Annotated in this window: 25 protein-coding genes; 18 read left to right on the forward strand and 7 right to left on the reverse strand. The window is 69.4% G+C overall.

Annotation, left to right across the window (positions count from 1 at the left end):
* Positions 1–203: 203 nt before the first annotated feature.
* Positions 204–1,478, reverse strand: a complete 1,275-nt coding sequence (locus tag WFJ17_RS14530) for a DUF445 domain-containing protein (protein WP_336648792.1) — start codon at positions 1,476–1,478, stop codon at positions 204–206.
* A gap of 488 nt (positions 1,479–1,966) precedes the next feature.
* Between WFJ17_RS14530 and WFJ17_RS14535 the strand changes: the two genes are divergently transcribed.
* The 8 genes from WFJ17_RS14535 (at position 1,967) to WFJ17_RS14570 (ending at position 10,007) form a co-directional block, all read left to right on the forward strand.
* Positions 1,967–3,643 carry a helix-turn-helix transcriptional regulator gene (locus tag WFJ17_RS14535; RefSeq protein WP_336648793.1) on the forward strand — a complete coding sequence of 559 codons (1,677 nt, stop codon included), beginning with the start codon at positions 1,967–1,969 and terminating at the stop codon, positions 3,641–3,643.
* Positions 3,640–3,912, forward strand: coding sequence for a metal-sensitive transcriptional regulator (locus tag WFJ17_RS14540; protein WP_251446509.1), 273 nt, complete (start codon positions 3,640–3,642; stop codon positions 3,910–3,912). Before WFJ17_RS14535 ends, WFJ17_RS14540 begins: the two co-directional genes overlap by 4 nt.
* A 158-nt stretch (positions 3,913–4,070) precedes the next feature.
* On the forward strand, positions 4,071–5,234 hold the full coding sequence (locus WFJ17_RS14545; RefSeq protein ID WP_336648794.1) for an ABC transporter ATP-binding protein: 1,164 nt from the start codon (positions 4,071–4,073) through the stop codon (positions 5,232–5,234).
* Positions 5,234–6,427: a polyamine ABC transporter substrate-binding protein gene (locus WFJ17_RS14550; protein ID WP_336648795.1), complete on the forward strand. Its 1,194-nt coding sequence runs from the start codon at positions 5,234–5,236 to the stop codon at positions 6,425–6,427. The genes WFJ17_RS14545 and WFJ17_RS14550 overlap by 1 nt, the downstream gene beginning before the upstream one ends.
* Complete coding sequence (locus tag WFJ17_RS14555; RefSeq protein ID WP_251446518.1) at positions 6,420–7,310, forward strand: ABC transporter permease; 891 nt, start codon at positions 6,420–6,422, stop codon at positions 7,308–7,310. The genes WFJ17_RS14550 and WFJ17_RS14555 overlap by 8 nt, the downstream gene beginning before the upstream one ends.
* Positions 7,307–8,227 (forward strand): ABC transporter permease, encoded by a 921-nt coding sequence (locus WFJ17_RS14560; RefSeq protein WP_295035172.1) that lies wholly within the window; start codon positions 7,307–7,309, stop codon positions 8,225–8,227. The genes WFJ17_RS14555 and WFJ17_RS14560 overlap by 4 nt, the downstream gene beginning before the upstream one ends.
* Positions 8,228–8,400: 173 nt before the next feature.
* Positions 8,401–9,384: an RNA polymerase subunit sigma-70 gene (locus WFJ17_RS14565; protein ID WP_336648796.1), complete on the forward strand. Its 984-nt coding sequence runs from the start codon at positions 8,401–8,403 to the stop codon at positions 9,382–9,384.
* 53 nt (positions 9,385–9,437) lie between these two features.
* A complete protein-coding gene (locus tag WFJ17_RS14570; protein WP_336648797.1) occupies positions 9,438–10,007 on the forward strand; it encodes a dihydrofolate reductase family protein in 570 nt (189 codons plus the stop codon).
* Positions 10,008–10,212: 205 nt separating this feature from the next.
* Here WFJ17_RS14570 and WFJ17_RS14575 read toward each other — a convergent pair whose 3' ends face one another.
* The gene (locus tag WFJ17_RS14575; RefSeq protein WP_292884389.1) at positions 10,213–11,580 is read right to left on the reverse strand and encodes an aspartate aminotransferase family protein; all 1,368 of its coding nucleotides are present in this window, start codon (positions 11,578–11,580) and stop codon (positions 10,213–10,215) included.
* A 189-nt stretch (positions 11,581–11,769) separates the two neighbouring features.
* Between WFJ17_RS14575 and WFJ17_RS14580 the strand changes: the two genes are divergently transcribed.
* Positions 11,770–12,042 (forward strand): type II toxin-antitoxin system prevent-host-death family antitoxin, encoded by a 273-nt coding sequence (locus WFJ17_RS14580; protein ID WP_251446532.1) that lies wholly within the window; start codon positions 11,770–11,772, stop codon positions 12,040–12,042.
* A gap of 3 nt (positions 12,043–12,045) precedes the next feature.
* Positions 12,046–12,456: a type II toxin-antitoxin system VapC family toxin gene (locus tag WFJ17_RS14585; protein ID WP_292884393.1), complete on the forward strand. Its 411-nt coding sequence runs from the start codon at positions 12,046–12,048 to the stop codon at positions 12,454–12,456.
* Positions 12,457–12,472: 16 nt separating this feature from the next.
* On the opposite strand, the gene WFJ17_RS14590 is transcribed toward WFJ17_RS14585, so the two are convergent.
* From WFJ17_RS14590 to WFJ17_RS14600, 3 genes are all read right to left on the reverse strand, one after another.
* Complete coding sequence (locus WFJ17_RS14590) at positions 12,473–13,636, reverse strand: MFS transporter (RefSeq protein WP_251446597.1); 1,164 nt, start codon at positions 13,634–13,636, stop codon at positions 12,473–12,475.
* Between the two features lie 78 nt (positions 13,637–13,714).
* Entirely contained in the window at positions 13,715–14,089 is a 375-nt protein-coding gene (locus tag WFJ17_RS14595) for a hypothetical protein (protein WP_251446538.1), read from the reverse strand.
* Positions 14,090–14,095: 6 nt separating this feature from the next.
* Complete coding sequence (locus tag WFJ17_RS14600) at positions 14,096–14,707, reverse strand: hypothetical protein (protein ID WP_251446541.1); 612 nt, start codon at positions 14,705–14,707, stop codon at positions 14,096–14,098.
* Between the two features lie 448 nt (positions 14,708–15,155).
* Between WFJ17_RS14600 and nrdH the strand changes: the two genes are divergently transcribed.
* The 8 genes from nrdH (at position 15,156) to WFJ17_RS14640 (ending at position 25,450) form a co-directional block, all read left to right on the forward strand.
* Positions 15,156–15,389: a glutaredoxin-like protein NrdH gene (nrdH, locus tag WFJ17_RS14605; RefSeq protein ID WP_045251249.1), complete on the forward strand. Its 234-nt coding sequence runs from the start codon at positions 15,156–15,158 to the stop codon at positions 15,387–15,389.
* A gap of 19 nt (positions 15,390–15,408) precedes the next feature.
* Entirely contained in the window at positions 15,409–15,852 is a 444-nt protein-coding gene (nrdI, locus tag WFJ17_RS14610; RefSeq protein ID WP_251446613.1) for a class Ib ribonucleoside-diphosphate reductase assembly flavoprotein NrdI, read from the forward strand.
* On the forward strand, positions 15,828–17,993 hold the full coding sequence (gene nrdE / locus WFJ17_RS14615) for a class 1b ribonucleoside-diphosphate reductase subunit alpha (RefSeq protein ID WP_336648798.1): 2,166 nt from the start codon (positions 15,828–15,830) through the stop codon (positions 17,991–17,993). The genes nrdI and nrdE overlap by 25 nt, the downstream gene beginning before the upstream one ends.
* A 33-nt stretch (positions 17,994–18,026) precedes the next feature.
* Positions 18,027–19,004 (forward strand): class 1b ribonucleoside-diphosphate reductase subunit beta, encoded by a 978-nt coding sequence (gene nrdF, locus WFJ17_RS14620; RefSeq protein ID WP_251446618.1) that lies wholly within the window; start codon positions 18,027–18,029, stop codon positions 19,002–19,004.
* Positions 19,005–19,310: 306 nt separating this feature from the next.
* On the forward strand, positions 19,311–20,768 hold the full coding sequence (locus tag WFJ17_RS14625) for a class I adenylate-forming enzyme family protein (RefSeq protein ID WP_336648799.1): 1,458 nt from the start codon (positions 19,311–19,313) through the stop codon (positions 20,766–20,768).
* Between the two features lie 61 nt (positions 20,769–20,829).
* Positions 20,830–22,677: a DUF3556 domain-containing protein gene (locus WFJ17_RS14630; protein ID WP_336648800.1), complete on the forward strand. Its 1,848-nt coding sequence runs from the start codon at positions 20,830–20,832 to the stop codon at positions 22,675–22,677.
* On the forward strand, positions 22,674–24,143 hold the full coding sequence (locus tag WFJ17_RS14635; RefSeq protein ID WP_336648801.1) for a phytoene desaturase family protein: 1,470 nt from the start codon (positions 22,674–22,676) through the stop codon (positions 24,141–24,143). The genes WFJ17_RS14630 and WFJ17_RS14635 overlap by 4 nt, the downstream gene beginning before the upstream one ends.
* Positions 24,140–25,450 carry a PucR family transcriptional regulator gene (locus WFJ17_RS14640; protein ID WP_251446631.1) on the forward strand — a complete coding sequence of 437 codons (1,311 nt, stop codon included), beginning with the start codon at positions 24,140–24,142 and terminating at the stop codon, positions 25,448–25,450. The genes WFJ17_RS14635 and WFJ17_RS14640 overlap by 4 nt, the downstream gene beginning before the upstream one ends.
* Before the next feature lie 9 nt (positions 25,451–25,459).
* Here WFJ17_RS14640 and WFJ17_RS14645 read toward each other — a convergent pair whose 3' ends face one another.
* Both WFJ17_RS14645 and WFJ17_RS14650 read right to left on the reverse strand, forming a co-directional pair.
* The gene (locus WFJ17_RS14645) at positions 25,460–25,975 is read right to left on the reverse strand and encodes a MarR family winged helix-turn-helix transcriptional regulator (protein WP_251446634.1); all 516 of its coding nucleotides are present in this window, start codon (positions 25,973–25,975) and stop codon (positions 25,460–25,462) included.
* A gap of 27 nt (positions 25,976–26,002) precedes the next feature.
* The gene (locus tag WFJ17_RS14650; RefSeq protein WP_251446637.1) at positions 26,003–26,224 is read right to left on the reverse strand and encodes a hypothetical protein; all 222 of its coding nucleotides are present in this window, start codon (positions 26,222–26,224) and stop codon (positions 26,003–26,005) included.
* Positions 26,225–26,347: the final 123 nt, after the last annotated feature.

Raw genomic sequence — 26,347 nt, forward strand, 5'->3', positions numbered from 1 at the left:
GCACACGATGCGACGATCGGCACACGAAATGGCCGGATCCGTGTGCTGATCGTGACAGGGTGTGCTGATCGTGACGGCTTGGCGGGATCCACGCCCCCGCTCGCACCCCGCACGCCCACGCCGCGGCCCGCCCGTCCCACGCCGCGGCCCGCCCGTCCCACGCCGCGGCCCCCGCGCCCCGCACGCCCCGAACGCCGGCCCCGCTACACCGGGATGACCGCGTGCGCGACGGCGAAGATCGCGAGTCCGGCGAGCGCTCCGACGACCGTGCCGTTCAGCCGGATGTACTGCAGGTCGCGGCCGACCATGAGCTCGATCTTCTCCGTGGTCTCGGCGGGATCCCACCGCTCCACGGTGTCGGTGATGATCGAGGCGATGTCGTGCCGGTAGCGGTCGACGAGGAACACCGCGGCGTCGGTGACCCAGCCGTCCACCCGTCGCTGCAAGGGCTCCTCGGTGGCGAGGCGGCCCCCGAGCTCGGCGAGCGCCGCCGCAGCCCGACGGCGCAGGCCGCTCTCCGGATCCGCGAGTGCCGACAGCAGTCCGGTCTTCGCCGCGTTCCACGCCTCTGCCGCCAGCGCCCCGACGCGGGGGCTGTCGAACACGGCGGCCTTGGCGTTCTCCAGGCGCGCCCGGGTGCCGGCGTCGTGCTGCAGGTTGTCCGCGAGGCGGGCGAGGTAGCCGTCCAGCGCGAGCCGGGCCGGGTGGCGCGGATCCGCCTGCACGGCCCGCACGAACCGCACTGCTTCGTTGTAGGCGGCCTCGTCCACGAACCGGTGCGCGAGTCGCGGCACCCACCCCGGCAGCCGGCGCGAGAGCAGCCCCTGGAACGCCGCCGCGTTGCCGTCCAGCCAGGTCGCGATGCTGTCGACGGCGAGGTCGACCGCCCCGCGATGGGCGTCCGCCTCGACGATCCGCTGCAGCCAGGTGCCCGCCGGCGTGCCCCACTCCGGTTCCACGAGGTGCTCGCGCGCGAGCTCCGCGATCACGCTCTGCACGTCGTCGTCGCTCAGGGCGCGCAGGACCGCGGAGGCGATCGTGGATCCCTCGCTGGAGACCCGCTCGGCGTGGGCGGGATCTCCCAGCCAGGATCCGAGCCGCGCGGCGATCGAGGTCTCGGAGAGCTTCGTGCGCACGACCTCGGCGGAGAGGAAATTGGTCTCGACGAACTCGCCGAGCGTGCGTCCGATCTCGTCCTTGCGGTTGGGGATGATCGCGGTGTGCGGGATCGGCAGCCCGAGCGGACGGCGGAACAGCGCCGTCACGGCGAACCAGTCGGCGAGGGCGCCCACCATGCCGCCCTCCGCGGCGGCGCGCACGTACTCGAGCCACGGATAGCGGGCCTGCAGCCAGAACGCCAGCACGAAGGCGACGGCCATGATCCCGAGCGCGGCGAGGGCGACGGCCTTCATCCGGCGCAGGGCGCGCAGGCGCTCCTGATCGGCGGGGGACAGCAGTGCTTCACGGGCGCGCGCCATGGGGCCATCCTTCCATCCCGGGGGCCGGAGCGGCCGTAGCGCGCACGACGGGCCGAGTGCGCGATCGATGCAGACGGCGCCCGTGGCGCGCGAGGCCGGCGGGCATGCAGACGGGAGAGGGACGACGGCCGGCGAGTACGGCGACAGGAGACGGGAGAGAGGCGAAGGCCGGCGGGCGCGGCGACAGGAGACGGGAGGGGAAGAGGGATCCGTCCCCAAACGGATCCCTCTCGCAAGCGCCCCAGCGCGATCGGCTGCGGCGTCGGAGGTCCGACGCCCGCGTCCGGCGACCACCGCACGGCGCTCCCGGCGCACGGCGTCCCGCGCCGGCGACCCGGGAGGCGGCCGTTTCGTGCGGGTATCACGAACGGCCGGCGGATGTACGTGTCGTCGGCTCAAGGATCCCGCATTCCGACCCCGTGGGCGTGGTGGATCCGGCGTATTCCTGCGCCGGGGTCAGCGGATCCGGCGGCCGATACGGTGGAGGCGTGCTTCGTGAACAGCGCCTCGAGGTGGTCCTGAGGGCGGTCGTGACGGTGCGCCCGTCCGAGGACCCGGTCCTCCGGCGCGCCCTCGCCGACGCCGTCCCCGGCGATGAGGCGTTCGTCGCGGCGCTACGCGCCTTCGTCGATCTCTGCGCGGGCCAGGGCACGGACGGCGAGGCGGCCGCTGTGGCGCTGGACGCCGTGGATCCCTCCGACGTCGACGCCCTCGCCCTCGCCAGGGCGGTGGCGGGCTGGGCGCGGGCGGCGTGGCCCGCCGTGGCGCGCGTGCATCGTGATCCGCTGCAGGACGCCGCGGCGGATCCGCGACCGCTCGGCCGGCGGATGCGGCGCCCGCTGGAGCTGCTGCTGATCGAGGCGGCGCTGGGCTGCTCGCGCCTCGATCTGGCGGCGGAGTTCGCGGCCGAGTGCGACCCGGATGACCCCGTCGGCTTCGACGGGCCGGACGATCCGGTGCGCGCGCTGCTCCGCTGCATCCTGGCGCGCGTGCGACTTTTCGGCGGGGACGTCGTCGCGGCTGAGGCCTTCGCGCGCGCCGCCGAGGGGACGCCGGGTCTGCCGCCGCTGATGCACGCGTTCGCGGCGGCCTGCGTCGCGCTGGTCGACAGCAACGCCGATCAGCGCGCGGCGATGCGCGAGGCGCTGCGCGAGCTCGCGACGGTCGATGCACCGCCGACGCACCTGCTGGTCAGCGGCATCCATGTGATCGGCGCGTACGCCGCGAATGCGCAGAACGACGTGCGCACCGCGGCGCGTTTCGTGCTGCGCGCCGGCGTCGACGCCCGGCTCTCCAACCTCCGTGTCGTCGATCGCGCGCTCTGCGGGGAGATCCTCGTGCGCGCGGCGCTGGACGATCGGGATCTCGACGCGGCCCGGGCGTGGCACGAGGAGCTGTCGGTGCTCGTGGACCACCCGATCGCCGACACGGTGATGGATCGCATCGCGAGCCGCATCGCCCACGCCGAGGGCGACGATGCGCGGGCGGCCGCGCTCGCCGAGCGCAGCGTGGCGCGTGCGATCGACCGGCGCCGCGTCGTGGAGGCCACCGAGGGGGAGATCCTCGCCGCCCGTGCCCGCATCGCCGCGGGGGAGGTGGCGGAATCGGTGCGCCGGCTGACCGCGGTGGTCGAGGCGAGCGAGGGCGCCGGTCGCGACGTGGTGCGGGCGATGGCGGCTCGCGAGCTGCGGCGCACCGGACGTCGCCTGCCGCCGGATCGGCGTCGCGCCTGGAACGGGCTCAGCGACCGGGAGCGGGAGGTCGCGGTGCTGCTCGCGCGCGGCGACTCCAACGCGGACATCGCCGCGGCGCTGTTCATCTCGCCGCACACGGTGCGCGGTCATGTCTCGCGGATCCTGTTCGCCTTCGGAACGCCCACCCGCGCCGGCGTCGCGAGCGCGCTCGCCGGGACGGGGGATCCGGCCGGCGCAGCACCGCCGTCCGGCACGGCGGCGCTCACCCCGCGGCAGCGCCAGGTCGCGGAGCTCGTCGCCTCGGGCGCCTCCAACCGCGAGATCGCGACCCTGCTCGGGATCGGCGAGTTCACGGTCGAGAAGCACGTCGGGGCGATCCTGCAGCGCTGGGACATCGCCTCCCGGGCGGCGATCGGCGCCATTCTGCTCCGCGACGGTCCGCCGGACGGAACGGTAGCCTCGTCTTCGTGATCGAAGACATCAAGAAGCGCGCTCTGCACCGCACCAGCATTCTCGAGGGTCAGCTCCGCGGCGTCGCGAAGATGATCGAGAACGAGGACTACTGCATGGACATCATCACCCAGTCCCGTGCGATCCAGCGCTCCCTGGAATCGCTGAACCGGCTCCTCATCGAGAACCACCTGCGCACGCACGTCGCCCACATGTTCGACGAGGGCGGCGCCCAGCGCGAGCAGGCGATCGACGAGCTGTTGAAGGCGTTCGACTTCCAGGGGAAGTAGCTCGCCCGAAACACACTCGAAACACGCATTTTCGTTGGAGATGACCTCACCGACAACGAATATCGTCGCAAATATCTGAGATTCCTTCGTTTTCTTCTGTACCGACCTTGGATCCTGTGACAGACTCTCTGCAGCGAATTACTCGATGTGGAGGTTCCATGAGCAGTCCTGTGCCCGTACCTGCTCAGAGCACGACCGACGCGCCGACCGGCGGTGTCGAGATCTCTGGTGTCACCAAGTACTACGGCGATGCGACCGCCGTCGACCGGCTGTCGCTGTCCATCCGCCCCGGGGAGTTCCTCTCCCTGCTGGGCCCGTCGGGGTGCGGCAAGACCACGACGCTGCGCATGATCGCCGGCTTCGAGCATCCGGACGAGGGCGACATCCGCCTGAGCGGCCGCAGCGTCCTCGGCCTTCCCCCGCACAAGCGGGAGGTCAACACGGTCTTCCAGGCCTATGCGCTGTTCCCGCACATGACCGTCGCGGAGAACGTCGCCTACGGGCTGCAGCAGCGCAAGGTGCCCAAGGCCGAGCAGCGCGAGCGCGTGGCCGAGGCGCTCGACATGGTGCAGCTGCGCCGCTTCGCCGACCGCAAGCCCACCCAGCTCAGCGGCGGGCAGCAGCAGCGCATCGCGCTGTCCCGCGCCCTGATCAACCGCCCGTCCGTGCTGCTGCTGGACGAGCCGCTCGCGGCACTGGACCGCCAGCTCCGCGAGGAGATGCAGCTCGAGCTGAAGCTGCTGCAGTCGCGGCTCGGCACCACGTTCGTCTTCGTCACGCACGACCAGGCCGAGGCCCTGTCGATGAGCGACCGGATCGCGGTGATGCGCGCCGGCCGCATCGAGCAGCTGGCCGCCCCCGCCGACATCTACGCCGAGCCGGCGTCCGCCTATGTGGCGTCGTTCATCGGCCAGCAGAACTTCCTGCACGGCGCCGTCCTCGGCGGCGGAGACGCCGTCGACACCTTCGCCGGGGCTGTGCACGGCCGCTGGGGCGGGGAGCAGGGGCAGCCCGGATCCACCGCGGTCGCCGCGATCCGTCCCGAGTTCCTGCGGCTCGCGCCGGCCGGCACCGCCGACGGGCCTGGTATCGACGGCACGGTCCTCGGGGTCTCCCACCTCGGCGAGACCCTGCAGGTCGCGGTCGACGTGGGCCGCGAGCAGGCGTTCCTCGTGCGGATCCCGGCGCCCGGGGCGCCCTCGGTCGCCGTCGGCGATGCGGTGCGCTGCACCTGGAGTCCTGCCGACGTGCGCATCTTCGCCGGCGACGGCATCCCCGAGACCGCGACGCACGTGATCGCGCTCCCGAAGGAGGCCGCCTGATGGCGTACGGCGGGATCCTCGACCGCCCGCCGGTCCGGGTGCTCGCGAACACGGCCTCGGCGCGGAAGATCCGCACCGAGCTGACCCGGCGAGGGTTCCTCGCCACCGCGATCGCCGCCTCGGGCGCGGTGCTCTTCACGGCGTGCGCCCCCGGCAAGGCCTCCGCCGCCTCGAGCGCGCACGGCGGGCCGCTCGAGGACAAGCTCTCGATCTACACGTGGAGCGACTACGACGCCCCGGAGGTGCTCACCGCCTTCACGAAGAAGAAGGGGCCGAAGGTCGTCGTCGACGCCTTCAACTCCAACGAGGAGCTGATCGCCAAGCTCGTCGCGGCGCGCGGCACCTCGGGCTACGACATCGTCGTGCCGAGCGGTCTGTTCATCCTGCCGATGGCGGAGAACGGACTGCTGGAGAAGCTCAACCTCGATCTCATCCCGAACTTCGCGACGATGAACCCGAGCTTCATCCATCGTTCCTTCGACCCGAAGAACGAGTACTCGATCTGCAAGGCCTGGGGGACGACGGGCTTCGTCTACGACAGGACCGTGATCAAGCGCGAGCTCACGAGCTGGGCCGACTTCATCGACGCCGCGCAGAAGGAGGCCTCGGGCCGGACCGCGGTGCTGGACGATCCGGCGCCCCTGTGCGGCATCTACTTCTGGTCGCATGACATCGACTGGAACACCACCGAGAAGAAGCCCCTCGACGCCTGCGAGACGTTCATGACGAAGGAGCTCGCGCCGCACATCACCACGTTCGACTCGGCGCCCGGCGGGCAGATCATCCCGCAGGCCTCGGCCGCGCTCGTGCAGTCGTACAGCGGCGATGCGCGCACCGGGATCTCCCAGTCGAAGGACCCCGACCGCTGGCAGTGGGTGCTCGGCGGTCCGGCGACGGAGCTGTGGATGGACAACTGGGCGATCGCGAAGGGTGCTCCGCATCCCGAGGCGGCGCACGCCTTCATCGACTTCATCATCGCGCCGGATGTGCAGCTCGCCCAGGTCGACTACATCGGCTACGACACGGGCGTGCAGGGCACGCGGCAGAAGGCCGAGGAGGCCGGATTGGAGCGGCTCGACATGGTGTACTTCGACGACGCGCAGGTGCAGACGATGCACGAGCAGAAGTTCACGAGCGCCCAGGAGCGGATCGTGGCGATCTGGAACGCGACGAAGGCGGCCGCCGGTGCATAAGCTCAGGATCCGCTTCGGTCTGGCCCTGCCCGCCTGGGTGTGGCTGCTCGTCTTCTTCGTCGTGCCGATCGGCGTCGTCGTCTGGTACAGCTTCGGCTACAAGCCGAGCATCTTCGCGACCAATGCGAACGACAAGCTGTCCTTCGACCGCTACATCGAGGCGCTCTCGCCCACGTTCTTCGCGACCTTCCAGAACACGCTCTGGGTGGGCGTCGCGGGCACGGTCCTGTGCCTGCTGATCGGCGCCCCCGTCGCGTACTGGATCGCCGTGAAGTGCGCGCCGAGCCGCCGGGGCATGTTCCTCGCGCTGGTGATGGTGCCGTTCTGGACCAACTTCCTGGTGCGCACGATCGGCTGGCAGATCATCCTCGCCCCGGAGGGGTGGCTCTCGCACGCCCTGCAGTTCCTGGGGGTGATCCCCGGTCCGCTCGGAGTGCTGAACACCCGCGGGGCGGTGCTCCTCGGCGTGGTCTACAACTACCTGCCGCTGATGATCCTGCCGCTGTTCGTCGCGTTCGACCGCGTGAGCGGACCGCTCCGCGAGGCCAGCAAGGATCTCGGCGCCGGCAGCTGGAAGACGTTCCTCCGGGTCACCGTCCCGCTCGCGCAGCCCGGCATCATCGCCGGAGTGCTGCTGGTCTACATCCCGCTCATGGGCGACTACATCACGGCCACGGTGCTGGGCGGAGCGAAGGGCAACATGGTGGGTCAGATCGTGGCCAGCCAGTTCCAGACCGCGCAGAACTGGGCGCTCGGCTCCGCGATGGCGGTGCTGCTCATCCTCACCATCGCGCTGTCGATCGGGGTCGCGGCCGCGATCGGCTGGCTCGTGACGATCCCGATCCGCCGCAGCTACCGCCTGACGCTCGAGGAGGCACGATGACCGTCGTCGCAGAACGACCCGCTGAGCAGGCGGACCCCTCGCCGTCCGCACGTGCCGCGGCCGGCGCGCGCACCCGGGCGCCGCGCAACGTCAGCCGCTGGCTGCTGCCGCTGTGGGCGACGCTCGTGTTCGTCTTCCTCTTCCTGCCGATCGCCGTCGTGATCGTGTACTCGTTCAACGTCGGCCGCCTGCTCATCTCGTGGGACCACTTCGGGTTCGACTCGTTCGCGGCGATCGTCACCAAGCCCGCGGTGCGCGACGCGGTGCTCGTGTCGCTGCGCACCGGTCTCATCGCCGCCGTGCTCGCGACCGCCCTCGGCACGCTCGCCGGCATCGCGATGGCGCGCACCCCCGGCAAGTGGGTGCCCTGGTTCCTCGCGCTGCTGCTGCTCATCTCGGTCACCCCCGAGATCGTGGACGCGGTCGCGCTGCTGCCGTGGGTCGTGTTCCTCGGCCAGGATCTGGGGATGTCGATCTTCAACGACGGAACGGTGCGCCTCGTGATCGGCCAGTCGCTGTTCTCGATCGCGATCGTGTCGTACATCGTGCGGGCGCGCCTGGTCGGATTGGACGCGAAGCTCGAGGAGGCGTCGGCGGATCTCTACGCCAAGCCGCTCACCACCTTCTTCAAGGTGACCCTGCCGCTGGCGATGCCGGCCGTGCTCGCCGGCTTCCTGCTCTCGTTCACGCTGGGTCTGGACAACACCATCGTCTCCGCGTTCGTCCAGGTCTCCGGCACGACGCCCTGGCCGGTGTACGTGCTGAGCGCTCTGCGCAGCGGCCTGCGTCCGGAGATCGCCGCGGTGTCGACGATCATGCTCGTGCTGACGCTCGGCGCGCTCGCGCTCGTCGCCCTGGTGCTCAAGCGCGCCGGCGACTCGGCGGCCGACATCGCCCGGACCATGGCCGGCGGCTGAGGCGGATCCGAAGCTCCCGTCGCAGAAGATGCCGCTCTGAGACCTCCGGAGCGGCATCTTCTGCGACGGGAACGGACCTTTTGCGACGGGAACGGACCTTTTGCGACGGGAACGGATCCGGTCCCCGCAACCGGGCCTGGAGGGACGAACCGGGAGGCAATACGCTCGGCTGCGTGGACGCCTCCGACCTCGCCGCACTCCGCGGCGGCCTGCTCGCCTTCTGCTATCAGATGCTGGGCTCGCCGTTCGACGCCGAGGACGCGGTGCAGGACGCGCTCGAGCGGGCCTGGCGCAGCCGGGCCTCGTACCGGCCCGACCGCGCCGCCCTGTCCACCTGGGTGTACCGGATCGCGCGCAACGTGTGCGTCGACCGGCTCCGGGAGAGCCCGCGGCGCCCGCTGCCCCGCGACCTCACCGCCGCGGGGATCGACGTCGGGGCGCCGCTGGTCCCGGCGCTCGACGTCCCGTGGCTGATGCCCGCGCCGACCGGCTGGTGGGCGGACTCCGAGCCCGAGCGCGCGGTCGCCGAGGCGTCCGGGGTGCGACTCGCGGTGACCCTCGTGCTGCAGGCGCTGCCGCCGAAGCAGCGCGGCGTGTTCATCCTGCGCGAGGTGCTGGGGCATTCGGCGGCGGAGACCGCGGAGATCCTCGAGACGACCGTGCCGGCGGTGAACTCCGCGCTGCAGCGCGCCAAGGCGGCGGTCGCCGAGCGCGCGGCGCGTCCTGCGCCGTTGCGGCGGGAGACGGTCGAGGGGTATGCGCGAGCGATCGAGCGCGCCGACGTCGCGGCCCTCGCCGCTCTCGTCGCCGATGACGTCCTGTTCGAGATGCCGCCCGTGCCGCACTGGTCGATCGGGCGCGAGACGTATGCCGCCTTCATGGCGCACCTGTTCGCGTGGCAGGGGTCGCGCTGGGCGACCCGGCCGATCTCCGCCAACGGGCAGCACGGGATCCTGCTGCTGCGCGTCGATGAGGAGGGCGCCCGCCCGCACACGGTGCAGCTGTTCGAGGCCGATGCCTCGGGGGAGCGGATCGGGCACGTGCTGGTGTACCGCGACGACGCGCTGTTCGCGCTGTTCGAGCGGGACGGAGCCGTCACCGACGCCGGGGGATCGGACCCGCCCGGCACCGATGAGTTCGACCCCGCTCGCGCGTAGACCCTGGTGACGCCCTCCGCGGCCCATGCGCGGGGCGGGACAAGGAGCACGACATGGCACGCATCATCGTGGCGCAGTTCATCACCCTCGACGGGGTCGTGGAGGACCCGGACGGTTCCGGCGGCACGCCGTTCGGCGGGTGGTGCTTCCGGCACGGGCCCGCGGCGATCTCGGGGGACAAGTTCCACTACGGATCGATCCTGCAGACCGGGATCTTCCTCTTCGGCCGCCGCACCTGGGAGGCGTTCGCGGCGATGTGGCCGGCGCGGGAGGAGACCGATGCGTTCGCCCGGGCGCTGAACGCCGCCGACAAGGCGGTCGTGACCGGAGGGGACGTCGACCTGAGCCGGTGGCGGAACTCCCGGAGGGTCGCGGCGGATCCGATCGGCTGGGCCCGCCAGACCGCCGCCGAGCGCGATGTCGTCCTGATCGGCAGCGGATCTCTCGTCGAGCGCTTCGTCGAGGCCGGCGTGGTCGACGAGTACCGGCTGCGCGTGTTCCCGACCGCGACGGGCGCGGGCCGTCGGCTGTTCCCCGACGGCGCGGCACTCGATCTCGTCAGCGTCGAGCAGGTCGGACCCACGAGCCTCGTGATCGCGACCCCGTCCGTCCGGGGTCGTTGAGCGAGACGCCCTTCGTCTCACCCAGGGTCGTTGAGCGAGACACTCTTCGTCGCACCCGGGGTCGTTGAGCGAGACGCCCTTCGTCTCACCCGGGGTCGTTGAGCGAGCACGGCCGCAGGCCGAGCGAGACGAAACGCGGCGCCCTCGCAGGACACCGCGTTTCGTCTCGGTCGGCTTCGCCGTCCTCGCTCGACCACCCCGGGGGTCAGAGAACGTTCTCGGCCTCCGTGAGCACTCCGCGCAGGATCCCGGTGATCTCGCGGAACTCCGCCGGGCCGATCGTGAGCGGCGGGGCGAGCTGGATCACGGGGTCGCCGCGGTCGTCCGCGCGGCAGTACAGCCCCGCCTCGTAGAGGGCGCCGGAGAGGAATCCGCGCAGCAGGCGCTCGGACTCGTCGTCGTCGAAGGTCTCCCGGGTCGTCTTGTCCTTGACGAGCTCGATCCCGAAGAAGTAGCCGTCGCCGCGCACGTCGCCGACGAGCGGAAGGTCGAGCAGCGTCTCGAGCTCCGCGCGGAACAGCGGAGAGTTCTCGCGCACGCGCTCGTTGAGCTTCTCCTCCTCGAAGATGTTGAGGTTCTCCAGGGCGACGGCGGCGGAGACCGGGTGCCCGCCGAACGTGTAGCCGTGCGGGAACGACAGATCGCCGTGCGCGAAGGGCTCGTAGATCCGGTCGCTGACGATCGCGGCTCCCAGAGGGGAGTAGCCGCTCGTGATGCCCTTGGCGCAGGTGATGATGTCGGGCACGTAGCCGTAGGCGTCGCACGCGAACATGTGCCCGATCCGGCCGAAGGCGCAGATCACCTCGTCGGAGACGAGCAGCACGTCGTAGCGGTCGCAGATCTCGCGCACCCGCTGGAAGTAGCCGGGAGGGGGCGGGAAGCAGCCGCCGGAGTTCTGCACCGGCTCGAGGAAGACGGCCGCGACCGTGTCGGGACCCTCGAACTGGATCATCTCCTCGATCCGGTCGGCGGCCCAGACTCCGAAGGCCTCGGGATCCGTCGGGGCGCCCATCTCGGCCGCACGGTAGATGTTCGTGTTCGGGACGCGGAACCCTCCCGGGGTGACGGGCTCGAACATCGCCTTCATCGCGGGGATGCCGGTGATCGCGAGGGCGCCCTGCGTCGTGCCGTGGTAGGCGATCGAGCGCGAGATGACCTTGTGCTTGGTCGGCTTGCCGCGCAGCTTCCAGTAGTGCTTGGCGAGCTTGAACGCGGTCTCCACGGCCTCGCCGCCGCCCGACGTGAAGAAGACGCGGTTCAGGTCGCCCGGTGCGTAGCCGGCGAGGCGGTCGGCGAGCTCGATCGCCGCCGGGTGCGCGTACGACCACAGTGGGAAGAAGGCGAGCTGCTCGGCCTGCTTCGCGGCGGCCTCGGCCAGCCGCCTGCGGCCGTGGCCGGCGTTGACGACGAAGAGGCCGGCGAGCCCATCGATGTACTGCTTGCCGGTGTCGTCCCAGATGTGGTGTCCCTCGCCTCGGACGATGATCGGCACACCGGTGCGGTCCATCGTGGACTGCCGGGTGAAGTGCATCCAGAGGTGATCGTGTGCTTTCTGTTGCAGATCGGCGCTCATGCTCCGATCTTGTCACTCGAAATTGAAAATGACAACAGAAATCGAAGGTGCGGATGCCTGGATTCTGCGGATTCCGAGGTTGCGTGCGAAGGGTGGGGTGGGGAGAGGACGCGCGTCGACCGCCCTCAGGGAGCCGATCCTGTGTAGTACTATCACTACTTCAGGGAACCGAGGTACATGATGTTCAGCATGACCGCGCGCGAGTTCAACCAATCCGTCGCCCGGGCGCAGCGCATCGCGGACAAGGAGCCGGTGCTCGTCACCAAGCACTCGCAGCCGGCCTACGTGCTGCTGAGCATCGAGGAGTACGAGCGGCTGCGACCATCCGCTCCGGCGTCGATGCTCGACCTGCTCGCGATGGCGCCGGAGGGTGAAGGGGATGACGGAGAGTTCGATCGCATCATCGACGAGATCGTCGCAGACCGGAAGAAGGACATCGGTCGTCCACCGCTGGAGTTGTGAAGGATGTACCTCGTCGACACCAATGCGCTCTCGGAGGCGCGGCGGACAGGATCCTTGGGTGAGCGTTCGCGTCGCTGGATGAGCTCCGTCGCACCGGGGTCGCTGTTCATCAGCGTGGTCTCGGACTACGAGCTGGAGCTCGGCGCGTTGACGCTGGAGCGGAGAGATCCTCGTCAAGCACACGCGTTGCGCGGATGGATCGACGGCATCCGTCTCGAACTCGGAGCGCGGATACTCCCTGTCACGCCGGAGATCGCTCGGATCTGCGCCGGCATCAACGTGCCGGACCGGCGTCCCTGGGCGGACTCGCTGATCGCCGCGACGGCGCTCCATCATGGTCTGACGGTGGTCACCCGGAACGAGAAGGACTTCGATGTTCCGGGGCTGGCCGTGATCAATCCCTTCTCGGGGTGACCGTGGCCTGACCCGCTCAGGGGAGCGGGACGACCTCGGTGTCCGGCATCGGCGCGGCGTCGCGACCGCGCAGATCCGGGAAGTACCGCACGAACACCACGGAGACGATCAGGGCCACGGCGGCGAAGCAGGTGGCGGCCAGATAGGCGCCGGCGGGGCTGTGCAGGCTGTCGATGAGGAAGCCGGCGATCGCGGATCCGGCGGCGGCGCCGATCAGCTGCCCGGTGCCGGCCCAGCCGAACGCCTCCGCGGTCTCGGAGAACTTCACGCTCGCCGAGGTGATCGCGAACAGCACCGCGAGGGCCGGGGCGATGCCGATCCCGGCGGCGAGCAGCGTGCCGCCGAGCCAGAACACGTTGAGGGAGATCATCGTGAGCGCGAGACCCACGGTGACGATCGTGAGGCGCCGGGCCATCGCCCACGGCCCCATCGGCACGCGACCCGAGGCCAGGCCGCCGACGAGGCTTCCCACCGAGAACACGGCGAGCACGAGCCCCGCCTCCAGACCCCCGTGGTCGAAGGTCTTCACGACGCCGGCCTCGACCGCCGCGCACGCCCCGATGAGGAGGAACCCGATGACGGTGGCCAGCAGCACGGGGGGCTTCAGCACGACGGCGCCGAACCCGCGACGGCTGCGCGGGATGCGCACGCGCCCGACCTCGGGGGACAGGATGAACCACGCTCCGCCGCCGACGAGCACGGCGGCCACGAGCAGCAGCCCCTGCACGGTCCCGACCTGGGTGGACACGATCGTGATGACCACCGGCGCGACGATCCAGATGATCTCCTGCAGCGAGGCGTCCAGCGAGAACAGCGGCGTCAGCTGCGACGAGTTCACCAGCTTGGGGTAGATCGTGCGCGCCGCGGACTGGATCGGCGGCGTGGACAGCCCTGCGACCATGCCGAGCACCACGAGGCCGGCGAGGGGGAGGGCGGTGAAGAACGCCAGTCCGAGGAACGCGAGCACGCAGACCGACAGCGTCAGCGTGAGCACGGGGCGCATGCCCCAGCGGCCCATCCAGCGGCTCGTGACGGGCCCCGACACGGCCTGGCCGATCGACGACGCGGCGAGCACAAGGCCGGCCGCGCCGTAGGAGCCGGTGGCGTGCTGCACGTGCAGCAGGATCGCGAGGCTGGCCATTCCGTTCGGGAACCGCGCGGTCAGCTGTGCGGCGATGATGCGTCCGACTCCCGGTACGCGCAGAAGCTCCTTGTATCCCGATCCGGCCACGGATCAACGGTACAGGGCGGGACCGGATCAGTCCGCCTCGGCGAACTCCTTCGCGGCCGCCTCGACCTCGGAGTCGCTGGGCACTCGCGGCGCGTAGTCGCGGGCGCGGACGTGGGCGAGGAATTCGGCGTCCGGCGCGACGGCGTACGTCCTCACGTAGTACGTGACCGGTCCGGTCCAGAGGAACTCGCCGTCGGTCCTGGCCGTGAGCGGGACGACCGGAGCGTCGTCGGCCAGCACGTCCACGCCGCGCACCGTCGTGTGCGCGACCACCGCCCCGGCCTCGAGGTACGCCGCGACGCGCGACGCCTCCTCGGGGCTCAGGCGCTCCTCGTTCAAGGAGGGGCGCTGCCCGGGTGGGAGGCTCCCGGCGTCAGCGAAGACCGAAACCTGCTTCATCATGCGTTCTCACTCTCCGTTCGGCTGGAAGCTCGTCCACGAGCCGTTGTGCGGCTTGACCGGCTTACCGGTCACGGGATCGACGTCCGTCACGAACGGCGTTCCGTGGGACGACGACCACACGGGCTTCGTCGGTGCGGTCACCTCGACGTTCAGATGGTTCGACAGCTGCTGTGCGAAGCCGTCGGAGTCGGCACCGGTGCTGCACGAGAACAAGCGTATCGGCGTCGTGCCGTCCCAATCGGTGTGCTTCCTGACGTGCGCGGCGAAGTCCTCCGCGGTCAGCATGGACCCGTCGGCGCCCTGCACGGCGCTCGGCGAACCGTGCAGGTCCAGCACGTACTCGCCGGGGTAGCGGGGGACGTCGCCGGCGAACGGCCGGTCGTCCTCCGGCAGGAAGTGCCAGCCGCCCTCCGTCTTCTCGCCCTTGCGCAGCTTGCGGTCCTTCCACCAGCCGCGGGCGACCGCGTCGTCCACCTGATCGAGATCGGCCACCTCGCGCGCGACGGTGTCGAGATGGTCGACCATGTTGTCGGCGAGGTGGTGCAGCCTGAGCTGTGCGTGACCCATCCCGTGCAGGACGGCCTGCCGCAGTTCGCGGATCACCGGTTTGAGCGACATCCCGCCCCCTCTCGATCGTGACGCGGGCCTTCGGCTGGAGGCCCGGGTTCACGCTATGCGGAGGCGACCGGCGCGGCGATGGGGAGGACTCCCCCAAGCCGCCGGCGGACCCCTCCGTGCGACACGCCGACGACACGCCGAGGGGCGAATTCCACAGGCTGGGGAATGTCCGAAGCCCCGCCTAGCGTCGGATCTGTGGAGGGATCCGATCCGGGGCTTCCGGAGCCGCGGGAAATCGCGGATCGAAGGCACCGGGACGACGCCTCCGACTGTGGACAAAGTCGTGGAGAACCTGTGTCGAAGCGGTGGAATACGGTGGAAAACTACACAGTTGTAACTACTAGCCCTTGTGGTCGACCCGAATGTCCGCACCTATATGTAGTATTGAACTCCCGGCAGGGCCACCTGCTCGAAAGCCGGGCTCTGAGGGGAAGAAGAGGCGCAACACATGTCCATCACGGTCTACACCAAGCCCTCCTGCGTGCAGTGCAACGCGACCTACCGCGCACTCGACGCGAAGGGCATCGAGTACGAGGTGCACGACGTCTCCGAGGACGCCGCGGCGCTCGAGCACGTGAAGTCGCTGGGCTACCTGCAGGCGCCCGTCGTCGTCACCGACGAGGACCACTGGTCGGGGTTCCGTCCCGACAAGATCGACGAACTCGCCGCTCGCCTGGCGTAACCACGGAGGAGGCGATCTCATGAACGCCGCCACCGCGACCGCCGCGCCGCTGCTGGTCTACTTCTCGAGCATCTCGGGCAACACCGCCCGGTTCATCGAGAAGCTGGGCCTCGAGGCGCGACGGATCCCGCTGCACAGCACGGAGGAGCCGCTCGTCGTCGATGAGCCGTTCGTGCTGGTCACTCCGACCTACGGCGGGGGACAGGGGCGCGGCGTCGAGAAGGGCGCCGTGCCCAAGCAGGTCATCCGGTTCCTCAACGACGAGCGCAACCGGCGACACATCCGCGGAGTGATCTCCGCAGGCAACACCAACTTCGGCGACGCGTTCTGCGCCGCCGGTGACATCATCAGCCGCAAGTGCCAGGTGCCCCACTTGTATCGGCTCGAGATCTACGGCACACAGGACGACGTCGATCGCGTGAGCGACGGATTGGAACGATGGTGGAAGCAGCAGCAGCAGTGAAGGCCGAGGCCGACTACAAGGCGAACCAGGCGTACGAGGGGCTCGACTACCACGCCCTGAACGCGATGCTGAACCTGTACGACGCGAACGGGCAGATCCAGTTCGGCGCCGACAAGCGCGCGGCCCGCGAGTACTTCCTGCAGCACGTCAACCAGAACACGGTGTTCTTCCACTCGCTCAAGGAGCGCCTCGACTACCTCGTCGAGAAGGAATACTACGAGGGCGCCGTCCTGGACAAGTACTCGTTCGACTTCATCAAGGAGCTCAACGAGTTCGCCTACTCGAAGAAGTTCCGCTTCGAGACCTTCCTCGGTGCGTTCAAGTACTACACGAGCTACACGCTCAAGACCTTCGACGGCAAGCGCTACCTGGAGCGCTTCGAGGACCGCGTCGTGATGACCGCTCTCGCGCTCGCCGACGGCGACGAGGGCGTGGCGAAGAACCTCGTCGAGGAGATCATCTCCGGCCGCTTCCAGCCGGCCACTCCGACGTTCCTCAACGCCGGCAAGGCGCAGCGCGGCGAGCTCGTCAGCTGCTTCCTGCTGCGCATCGAGGACAACATGGAGTCGATCGCCCGCGGCATCAACTCCGCCCTGCAGCTCTCCAAGCGCGGCGGCGGCGTGGCGCTGCTGCTGAGCAACATCCGTGAGTCCGGCGCGCCGATCAAGCAGATCGAGAACCAGTCCTCGGGCATCATCCCCGTCATGAAGCTGCTCGAAGACAGCTTCTCCTACGCCAACCAGCTCGGCGCGCGCCAGGGCGCCGGCGCGGTGTACCTGAACGCGCACCACCCCGACATCATGCGGTTCCTCGACACCAAGCGCGAGAACGCCGACGAGAAGATCCGTATCAAGACGCTCTCGCTCGGCGTCGTCGTGCCGGACATCACGTTCGAGCTCGCCAAGAACGGCGAGGACATGTACCTCTTCTCGCCGTACGACGTGGAGCGCGTCTACGGCGTGCCGTTCGGCGACATCTCGGTCACCGAGAAGTACCGCGAGATGGTCGACGACCCGCGCATCAAGAAGACGAAGATCAACGCGCGCGAGTTCTTCCAGACGATCGCCGAGATCCAGTTCGAGTCGGGCTACCCGTACATCATGTTCGAGGACACGGTGAACAAGGCCAACCCGGTCAAGGGCCGGATCAACATGTCCAACCTGTGCAGCGAGATCCTGCAGGTCAACACCCCGACGACCTACAACGAGGACCTCTCGTACGCGCAGATCGGCAAGGACATCTCCTGCAACCTCGGCTCGATGAACATCGCGCTCGCGATGGACGGCGGCGACCTGGGCGCGACCGTGGAGACCGCGATCCGCGGCCTCACCGCGGTGAGCAACCAGAGCCACATCGCCTCGGTGCGCTCGATCGAGGACGGCAACGACCGCTCCCACGCGATCGGCCTCGGTCAGATGAACCTGCACGGCTACCTCGCCCGCGAGCACGTCTACTACGGGTCCGAAGAGGGCATCGACTTCACGAACATCTACTTCTACACGGTGCTGTTCCACGCGCTGCGCGCGTCGAACAAGCTCGCGATCGAGCGCGGAACGGCCTTCGACGGCTTCGAGGACTCGACCTACGCGTCCGGCGCGTTCTTCGACAAGTACATCGACCAGGAGTGGGCGCCCGCGACGGAGAAGGTCGTCGAGCTGTTCGCCGGCCACCACATCCCGACGCAGGCCGACTGGGCCGAGCTGAAGGAGTCCATCCAGAAGCACGGCATCTACAACCAGAACCTGCAGGCCGTGCCGCCGACCGGATCCATCTCGTACATCAACAACTCGACGAGCTCGATCCACCCGATCGCGTCGAAGATCGAGATCCGCAAGGAGGGCAAGCTCGGCCGCGTCTACTACCCGGCGGCGTTCATGACGAACGACAACCTGGAGTACTACGAAGACGCGTACGAGATCGGCTACGAGAAGGTCATCGACACGTACGCCGCGGCCACGCAGCACGTCGACCAGGGCCTGTCGCTCACGCTGTTCTTCAAGGACACGGCGACCACGCGCGACATCAACAAGGCGCAGATCTACGCCTGGCGCAAGGGCATCAAGACGATCTACTACATCCGCCTGCGTCAGATGGCGCTCGAGGGCACGGACATGGCCGAGTGCGTCAGCTGCATGCTGTGACGCTCTGATCAGCCACTCTTCTGAAGGATTGACATGACTCCCGAACCGCTCAAGCTGGTCGACCGCGTGCAGGCGATCAACTGGAACCGCATCCAGGACGACAAGGACCTCGAGGTCTGGAACCGTCTGGTGAACAACTTCTGGCTGCCCGAGAAGGTGCCGCTGTCGAACGACATCCAGTCGTGGAACACGCTCACCGCCGAGGAGCAGACCCTCACCATGCGCGTGTTCACCGGTCTGACGCTGCTCGACACGATCCAGGGCACCGTCGGCGCCGTGTCGCTCATCCCCGATGCGATCACCCCGCACGAGGAGGCCGTCTACACGAACATCGCGTTCATGGAGTCGGTGCACGCGAAGAGCTACTCCTCGATCTTCTCGACGCTGTGCTCGACGAAGGAGATCGACGAGGCGTTCCGCTGGTCGGTGGAGAACCCGAACCTTCAGAAGAAGGCTCAGATCGTCATGGATTACTACCGGGGCGACGAGCCGCTCAAGCGCAAGGTCGCGTCGACCCTGCTGGAGAGCTTCCTGTTCTATTCGGGCTTCTACCTGCCGATGCACTGGTCGTCGCGGGCGAAGCTCACCAACACGGCCGACCTCATCCGCCTCATCATCCGCGACGAGGCCGTGCACGGCTACTACATCGGCTACAAGTACCAGCGCGGTCTCGAGACGCTCGACCAGGCGAAGAAGGACGAGCTCAAGGACTACACGTTCTCGTTGCTGTACGAGCTCTACGACAACGAGGTGCAGTACACGCAGGACCTGTACGACGAGGTCGGCCTCACCGAGGACGTCAAGCGCTTCCTGCACTACAACGCGAACAAGGCGCTCATGAACCTCGGCTACGAGGCGATGTTCCCGGCGACCGTGACGAACGTGAACCCGGCGATCCTGTCGGCGCTCTCGCCCAACGCGGACGAGAACCACGACTTCTTCAGCGGATCCGGATCCTCCTACGTCATCGGCAAGGCCGAGGCCACCGAGGACGAGGACTGGGACTTCTGAGTCGCTGACTCACCCCCGGCCCGAAAGGGCTGATGAGAGGCCTGGACCTGCGGATTTCTGCAGGTCCAGGCCTCTTCGTGTCGTCTCGTAAGCGCAGAGGACGACGACGGTGAACCTCGTCATCCGTTCGGATCGGCGCGCGGGCGGCACGGACGACTGAGTCTCGGCCGGACGTCGACGGCTCTCGCGGATGTGCACTCTGCACTGCCGTCGTCCTGAATCGGGACGGCATCGGCGGGACCGGGCTGCGATCCGCGCTCATAGCGTTCCTCTATCAACGATCGACGGTGATCGAGAGGAACCACGATGTCGCTGCCCCACCTGCCCTGGACCTCGCCGGCCGCGGGAACCGATGCCCCGTGCATCGCGGACGCGGAGCGGATCCTGTCCTACCGCGCCGTCGAGCGGCGCGCCGCGGCCTTCGCCGAGCAGCTGCTCGAACTCGGCGTCGGAGCCGGAGACGTCGTCGCGATCATGCTCCCGAACAGCGTCGAACTGCTGATCGGGATGCTCGGCGCGTGGCGGATCGGCGCGGCGGTCACGCCGGTCAACCCGACCTTCACCGTCCGCGAGCTCGAGTACCAGGTCGCGGATTCGCGCGCTCGGATCCTGCTCGCTCCGCCCACGGCTCCCGCGGTCGATGTGCCGGTGATCCTGCCGGAGCACATGCGAGCGCTCCCGGAGGAGCCGATCGAGGATCCCCGGATCCTCGGCGCCGATCTCGCGCTGCTCGTGTACACGAGCGGCTCGACCGGGCAGCCCAAGGGCGTGATGCTCGACCACGACAACCTCGCGGCGATGGCAGGATCCCTCGTCACGCATCTCGATCTCTCGTCGAGCGATCATGCGCTGCTCGTGCTGCCCCTGTTCCACGTGAACTCGATCTGCATCAGCTTCCTGGCGCCGATGGCGGCCGGGGCGAGGGTCACGATCCTCGAGCGCTTCTCGCCGGAGCCCTTCCTCGACGCCCTGGACCGGTTCCGCCCGTCGTACTTCTCGGCGGTGCCGGCGATCTTCGCCCGCCTCGCCGAGCTGCCGGCCGAGCGGACCGCGCAGGTGCGCTCGCTCCGGTTCGCGATCTGCGGCGCGGCACCCGTGTCGAAGCAGCTGCTGCGGCGCTGCGAGGAGCGGTTCGGCTTCGCGATCCTGGAGGGCTACGGGCTCACCGAGAGCACCTGCGCCTCGGCCTGCAACCCGCTCTGGGGGATCCGCAAGCCCGGCACCGTGGGCCGGGCCCTGCCCGGTCAGCAGATCGCGATCGTCGACGAGGACGGCCGGCTGGTGCCGACGGGACGCCGCGGCGAGATCATCATCTCGGGCCCGACGGTGATGCGGGGGTACCTCGGCCGCCCGGCCGCCACCTCGGCGACGGTGCACGGCGGCTGGCTGCACACGGGCGATGTCGGGATCCTGGACCGCGAGGGGTATCTGACCATCGTCGACCGGATCAAGGACATGATCATCCGCGGCGGCGAGAACCTCTACCCGAAGGAGATCGAGGCGTTCCTCGCCACGCATCCCGAGGTGCTGGAGTCCGCCGTCGTCGGGGCGCCGCACGACGTGCTGGGGGAGGTCCCGGTCGCGTACGTCGTGCTGCTCCCGGGCGGATCCGCCACGGCGGATGATCTGCTCGCGCACTGCCGGACCGGTCTCACCAAGATCAAGATCCCTGCCCGCCTCGAGATCGTCGAGGCACTCCCGCGCAATCCCGTCGGCAAGATCGACAAGCCTGCGCTGCGGCGGCTCGAACCCGCCGTCCTCTGAGCGCCGGCAACGGCGACCCCCCCATCCGCACGCAACAAGACCCTGCACCGAAGGAGCTGACATGGGCCTGAAGACCGGGAACTTCCCTCCCGTCGACCTGGAGACATTCCTGCAAGAACCCCTCCGCCACCGCGTGAAGACGCTCGCCCTGCACTGGGTCGAGTACGGCTTCGGCTCGGCGGCGATGATCCCGCTCACGTACATCGTGAAGATGGCCGTGCTCTGGCTGTTCGTCGGCAGCATCATCATCACGTCCACCAGCGGCGTCGGCTGGTTCTGGGAGATCGGCACCTGGTGGAACCAGCCGATCGTGTACCAGAAGCTCATCATCTGGACGATGCTCATCGAGGCGATCGGCGTCGCCGGGTCCTGGGGGCCCGGTGCCGGCAAGTTCAAGCCGATGACGGGCGGGATCCTCTTCTGGGCGCGTCCCGGCACGATCCGGCTGCGACCCTGGGCATGGCTGCCCGGGACGAACGGCGACCGACGCACCGGCTTCGACGTCGCCCTCTACCTCGGCTTCCTCGCCTCGCTCGCGGTGGCACTGGTGCTGCCCGGCACGGTCACCCCGTCCCTGCACGCCGTGCTGCCGGACAACACCTCGGGCCTGGTCCCGGTCTGGCCGGTCGCCGCTGCGATCGTCTTCCTGATGCTCACGGGCGTGCGTGACAAGACGATCTTCCTCGCCGCCCGCGGCGAACAGTACCTTCCGGCGCTCGTGTTCTTCGCGACCCTCGGCTTCACCGACATGATCATCGGGCTGAAGCTGCTCCTCGTGATCGTCTGGGTGGGCGCGGCCGTGTCGAAGATGAACGCGCACTTCGTCAACGTCATCCCGCCGATGCTCAGCAACACCCCGTTCTGGCCGCCGAAGTGGTTCAAGCGTTCGATGTACCGGAGCTTCCCCTCGGACATCCGCCCCTCCCGTCTCGCGCACTTCATGGCGCACGTGATGGGCACGGTCGTCGAGCTCGGCGCCCCGCTCGTGCTGCTGTTCTCCACGAACCAGTGGGTGACGTTCGCGGCGCTCGTGCTGATGGTCGGGTTCTGCTTCTTCATCGTGTCGACTTTCCCGCTCGCCGTGCCGCTGGAATGGAACCTGCTGTTCGCGGTCGGGGCCGCCGTCCTCTTCCTCGGCTTCCCGGCCTGGGGCGGGTTCGCGATCACCGACTTCTCGAGCCCGTGGCTGCTCGCCGGGATCGTCGCCGCGATGCTGTTCTTCCCGATCCTCGGCAACCTGCGGCCCGACAAGGTCTCGTTCCTGCCCTCGCTGCGGCAGTACGCCGGCAACTGGGCCTCGGCGCTGTGGACCTTCACGCCGGGGGCGGAGAAGAAGCTCGACGCGATCATCCGGCCCACCGGCAATCAGGTCGACCAGCTGCAGCAGCTCGGGTATCCGTTCGAGGTCGCCGAGATCACGATGCAGCAGACGATCGCCTGGCGCTCGATGCACAGCCAGGGTCGCGGCCTCTACTCGGTGCTGTACGAGACTCTGCCGGACCTGGAGACCCGCACCGTGCGCGAGGGCGAGTTCGCCTGCAACTCGATCATCGGCTTCAATTTCGGCGACGGGCACCTGCACAATGAAGACCTGATCCGTGCGATCCAGGCCCGCTGCCACTTCGCCCCCGGCGAGTTCGTGGTGGTGTGGGTGGAGTCGCAGCCGATCCACAAGAAGACGCAGGAGTACAAGGTGATCGATGCGGCGCTCGGCGTGATCCAGCGGGGCACGTGGCTCGTGTCCGATGCGGTCGCCGCGCAGCCCTGGCTGCCCGACGGTCCGATCCCGCTCGACGTCACCTGGCGGGCGGCGCTGCAGCCGCCGGTGACCGCGACGAACGCGCACGGCATCCCCGCGATCAAGGCCGACGCCGCGGTCGGGGAGCTCGCGGAGGAGTCGCGGCGGTGACGAGGGCGGTGGTGGTCGGCAGCGGGCCCAACGGGCTCGCGGCCGCCACCGTGCTCGCCCGGGCCGGGGTCGAGGTCACCGTCGTCGAGGCCGCCGACGTGCTCGGCGGCGGTGCCCGCTCGGTCGCCTCGCCTCGCCCGGGACTGATCCAGGACCACTGCGCGGCCGTGCACCCGATGGCGCCGATGGGAGCCTTCTGGCGCACCCTCGACCTCGACGCGATGGGCATCGCGCTGCGGTACGCCCCGATCGACTGCGCGCATCCGCTGGACGACGGATCCGCCGGGGTGCTGCACACCTCCGTCACGGAGACCGCGGCCGGGCTCGGCGCGGACGGTCCGCGCTGGGAGGCCGCGTTCGGCCGGCCCTCCCGGGCCTTCGCGAAGCTCTCCGAGGACATCATGACGCCGATGCTGGGCGTGCCCCGGCACCCGTTCGCGCTTGCCCGGTTCGGACTCGTCGCGGGCCCGCCGCCCACGTGGGTCGCGCGGTTCTTCCGCACCGAGCGGGCGCGCGCGCTCTTCCTCGGCGTCGCGGCGCACGCGATCAACCGGATCGACGTGCCCCTCGTCGGGGGGATCGGCGCCGGCATCATCACCGCAGGGCATGCGGTCGGCTGGCCCGTGATCGAGGGCGGCACCGGAGTGTTCACGGATGCGATGGTCCGGATGCTGGACGGGATGGGCGTGACGTTCGAGACCTCCCGGCGCATCAGGCGCCGGGAGGATCTGCCCGCGCACGACCTGGCGATCCTCGACGTGCACCCCCACGATGCCGCGACCATCCTGCAGGGCGCCCTGCCGGAGCGGATCCGCCGCGCCTACCGTCGCTCCCGGTCGGGACCCGCGGCGTTCAAGGTCGACTTCGCCGTACGCGGCGGGATCCCCTGGCTGAACGAGGAGGCCCGTCTCGCCGGAACCGTGCACGTCGCCGGCTCGGCGGCGGAGATCGTCGCGGCCGAGCACGACGCGGCCGTGCTCCGGCGGATGCCGGAGCGTCCGTTCGTGCTCGTCGGCCAGCAATACCTCGCGGATCCGTCCCGCGCCGACGGTGACACGGTCCCGGTGTACGCCTATGCGCACGTGCCGAGCGGGTACCGCGGTGACGCGACCGCGGCGATCGTCCGGCAGATCGAACGCTTCGCCCCCGGCTTCCGCGACCGGATCCTCGCGACCCGTGCGCGCACGACGATGGCTTCCGCCCTGGAGAACCCGAACTTCGTGAACGGGGACATCCTCACGGGAGCGAAGACGCCGATCCGGTTCCTCACCGGTCCGCGGATCACGCCGCGTCCGTACGATACCGGTGTGCCCGGTTATCTCCTCTGCTCCGCCGCGACCCCGCCCGGCCCCGGCATCCACGGCATGAGCGGGTACAACGCCGCCCGCCGCGCGCTGCAGCAGCTCGGTCTCCGCACGTCGGCGCACCAGCACGAGCACGAGCCGATGCCGGTGGGCGCGGGGTGAACGGCGGGCGCGGGCCGCAGCGCGGCGGGGCGACCCCGGGCGGAGCGGACGCGGGCCGCGCGGCCGAGCCGACGACCACCGAGCTGCTCGCGGTCGTCGCGGGCCGCCTGGACGCAAGGCTCCCCGAGATCGTGCGGGACATGCGCGACCACCTCGCGACCCGCATCGACGATCTGGGCGGGGATCCGCTGCTCGTCGAGATGCTGCAGTCCAGCATCGAGGGCAACGTCGCCACGATCTGCCATGTGCTCGCGAACGACATCGGCATCGAATCGCTGCAGCCGACGACCGCCGCCGTCGAGTACGCGGTGCGGCTCGCGCAGCGCGACGTGTCCCTGGGTGCGCTCACTCGCGCCTACTACCTCGGCCAGAGCATGCTGCTGCGGCTCGCCCTCGACGAGGTGGAGCACCTCGACGTCTCCGAGAGCGCGCGGATGGAGGTGGTGCGGGGCGTCGCCGAGACGATCCATCGCTACATCGACTGGATCCTGCAGTACGTCAGCACGGTGCACGACACCGAGCGGCGGCGCTGGTGGTCGGCGCGTGCGACGCTCAACGCCTCGACGGTGCTGAAGGTGCTGCGCGGCGACGAGGTCGGCGAGAAGGCGTTCGCCGGAGCGACAACCTACGAGCTCGCCGGATCGCACCTCGCGCTGATCAGCTGGGTCGACGGAGAACCGGACAACGAGGCGCAGCAGCGCATGGACACCGTGATCCGCCGCATCGCCGGACTCCTGCGCTCACCGCGGCCGCCTTTGACCTCCGCCGCCGACGGAGCCACGGCCTGGGCCTGGATAGCGGGAGCGGGCCACAGGATCGACGATGTCACGCGCGCGGGGATCGACGACCTCGTCGCGTCGAGCGGAGGCATCAGGGTCGCATTCGGCCTGCCGGGCAGCGGAACCGAGGGCTTCCGGCGCTCGCACGAGCAGGCTGCGACCGCCCGCCTCATCGCACTCGGCACCCGGCGCTATGCACGCGCCGCGACGGTCGGATACGACGATCCCGACGTGGCGGTGCTCGCCCTGCTCACCAAGGATCCGGCCGCCACCCGAGCGTGGATCGCGGAGACCCTCGGCACGCTCGCCGCGCCCGGATCAGCCGCTCAGCAGATCCGCGACACCCTGCGCGTCTATTACGCGACGGGGGAGAACCACACCCGCACGGCGACCGAGCTGGGCCTGCACCGCAACACCGTGCGCCAGCGCGTGGCCCGGTTCCAGAGCGAACGCGCCGGGCGCTCCACCGATCCGCTGGAGATCGCGCTCGCCCTGCGCGTCCACGAGGCACTCCGAGAGGGCGGCTGACCGACCTGCTCAGGCCGTCAGCTGGCGTTCGGAGAGCTGGTCGAGGGCGGCGACGATCCGGCTGATCACGGATGCGGCCAGCTGCGCCTGCTTCTCGTCGATCTCATTGATCGCGGCGACCAGTTCGGCATGATGGGCCCCGACGGCGGAGTCGACGTGCTGGACGGCCGCGGCGGTGGCGCGCAGGTAGCGGGCGCGCCGGTCCGTGGGGTGGTCGACCCGTTCGACGTAGCCCTTCCGCACGAGCCGGTCGACGACGTTCGTGATGTTCGCGCTGGAGGTGTCGAGCATGGTGAGGAGATCCTTCGGGCCCAGATCCCTGCCGTCCCGCTGCGCCTGGACGAGATAGCGCAGTGCCCGGAGATCCAGGTTCGACAGTCCCGAGGCGCTCAGGGCGCGGGTCTCCTGGATGTGCTCCGCGCGGCGCAGGCGCAGCAGTGCGAGCGTCAGCTCGCGGCCCGCGGCCGTGCCGGCCTGCTCGGCGTAGAGATGCTCCTGCTCATGTCGGATGATCGTCTGCGGCATCTTCTCCTCCTGAGGTCTCCACCCGGCTCACTGCTCACCGGTGATCGCGTCGCGGGCCGCTTCGAACTCCGCATAGGAGCCGAGAAAGCGATGTGCGGAGTCCATGGCGACGAATCCCGATCCCCGAGCCTCGATCGTCCCGAGGAACTCGCCCGTGCGGTTGCCTGCCCAGAAGCCGCTCTCCACCTGGACCCAGACGGCCTCGTGGGCCGGATTCGTCCGGACGGGAACCGTGACGGCCATCGTCATGATCACTCCTCATGATAAACCCGCAGAACTATCTGACTCAGTTGTCTACACAGTTGCTCGTCTACACAGTTGCTGCGAGGTGCAGCGGCTGTGCGATCCTGCTCCGCGGCGGCCCGCCCCGAG

Origin of the sequence: Microbacterium sp. MMO-10 (genome assembly GCF_037148715.1) — a bacterium.
GTDB lineage: Bacteria > Actinomycetota > Actinomycetes > Actinomycetales > Microbacteriaceae > Microbacterium.

Coding starts and splice junctions, on each gene's coding strand:
- nrdE (WP_336648798.1), top strand. CDS start 15,828: ATGGTGGAAGCAGCAGCAGCAGTGAAGGCCGAGGCCGACTACAAGGCG.
- WFJ17_RS14560 (WP_295035172.1), top strand. CDS start 7,307: ATGACCGTCGTCGCAGAACGACCCGCTGAGCAGGCGGACCCCTCGCCG.
- nrdH (WP_045251249.1), top strand. CDS start 15,156: ATGTCCATCACGGTCTACACCAAGCCCTCCTGCGTGCAGTGCAACGCG.
- WFJ17_RS14630 (WP_336648800.1), top strand. CDS start 20,830: ATGGGCCTGAAGACCGGGAACTTCCCTCCCGTCGACCTGGAGACATTC.
- WFJ17_RS14575 (WP_292884389.1), bottom strand. CDS start 11,580: ATGAGCGCCGATCTGCAACAGAAAGCACACGATCACCTCTGGATGCAC.
- WFJ17_RS14600 (WP_251446541.1), bottom strand. CDS start 14,707: ATGTCGCTCAAACCGGTGATCCGCGAACTGCGGCAGGCCGTCCTGCAC.
- nrdI (WP_251446613.1), top strand. CDS start 15,409: ATGAACGCCGCCACCGCGACCGCCGCGCCGCTGCTGGTCTACTTCTCG.
- WFJ17_RS14595 (WP_251446538.1), bottom strand. CDS start 14,089: ATGATGAAGCAGGTTTCGGTCTTCGCTGACGCCGGGAGCCTCCCACCC.
- WFJ17_RS14645 (WP_251446634.1), bottom strand. CDS start 25,975: ATGCCGCAGACGATCATCCGACATGAGCAGGAGCATCTCTACGCCGAG.
- WFJ17_RS14585 (WP_292884393.1), top strand. CDS start 12,046: ATGTACCTCGTCGACACCAATGCGCTCTCGGAGGCGCGGCGGACAGGA.
- WFJ17_RS14625 (WP_336648799.1), top strand. CDS start 19,311: ATGTCGCTGCCCCACCTGCCCTGGACCTCGCCGGCCGCGGGAACCGAT.
- WFJ17_RS14570 (WP_336648797.1), top strand. CDS start 9,438: ATGGCACGCATCATCGTGGCGCAGTTCATCACCCTCGACGGGGTCGTG.
- WFJ17_RS14580 (WP_251446532.1), top strand. CDS start 11,770: ATGACCGCGCGCGAGTTCAACCAATCCGTCGCCCGGGCGCAGCGCATC.
- WFJ17_RS14545 (WP_336648794.1), top strand. CDS start 4,071: ATGAGCAGTCCTGTGCCCGTACCTGCTCAGAGCACGACCGACGCGCCG.
- WFJ17_RS14650 (WP_251446637.1), bottom strand. CDS start 26,224: ATGACGATGGCCGTCACGGTTCCCGTCCGGACGAATCCGGCCCACGAG.
- nrdF (WP_251446618.1), top strand. CDS start 18,027: ATGACTCCCGAACCGCTCAAGCTGGTCGACCGCGTGCAGGCGATCAAC.
- WFJ17_RS14530 (WP_336648792.1), bottom strand. CDS start 1,478: ATGGCGCGCGCCCGTGAAGCACTGCTGTCCCCCGCCGATCAGGAGCGC.
- WFJ17_RS14550 (WP_336648795.1), top strand. CDS start 5,234: ATGGCGTACGGCGGGATCCTCGACCGCCCGCCGGTCCGGGTGCTCGCG.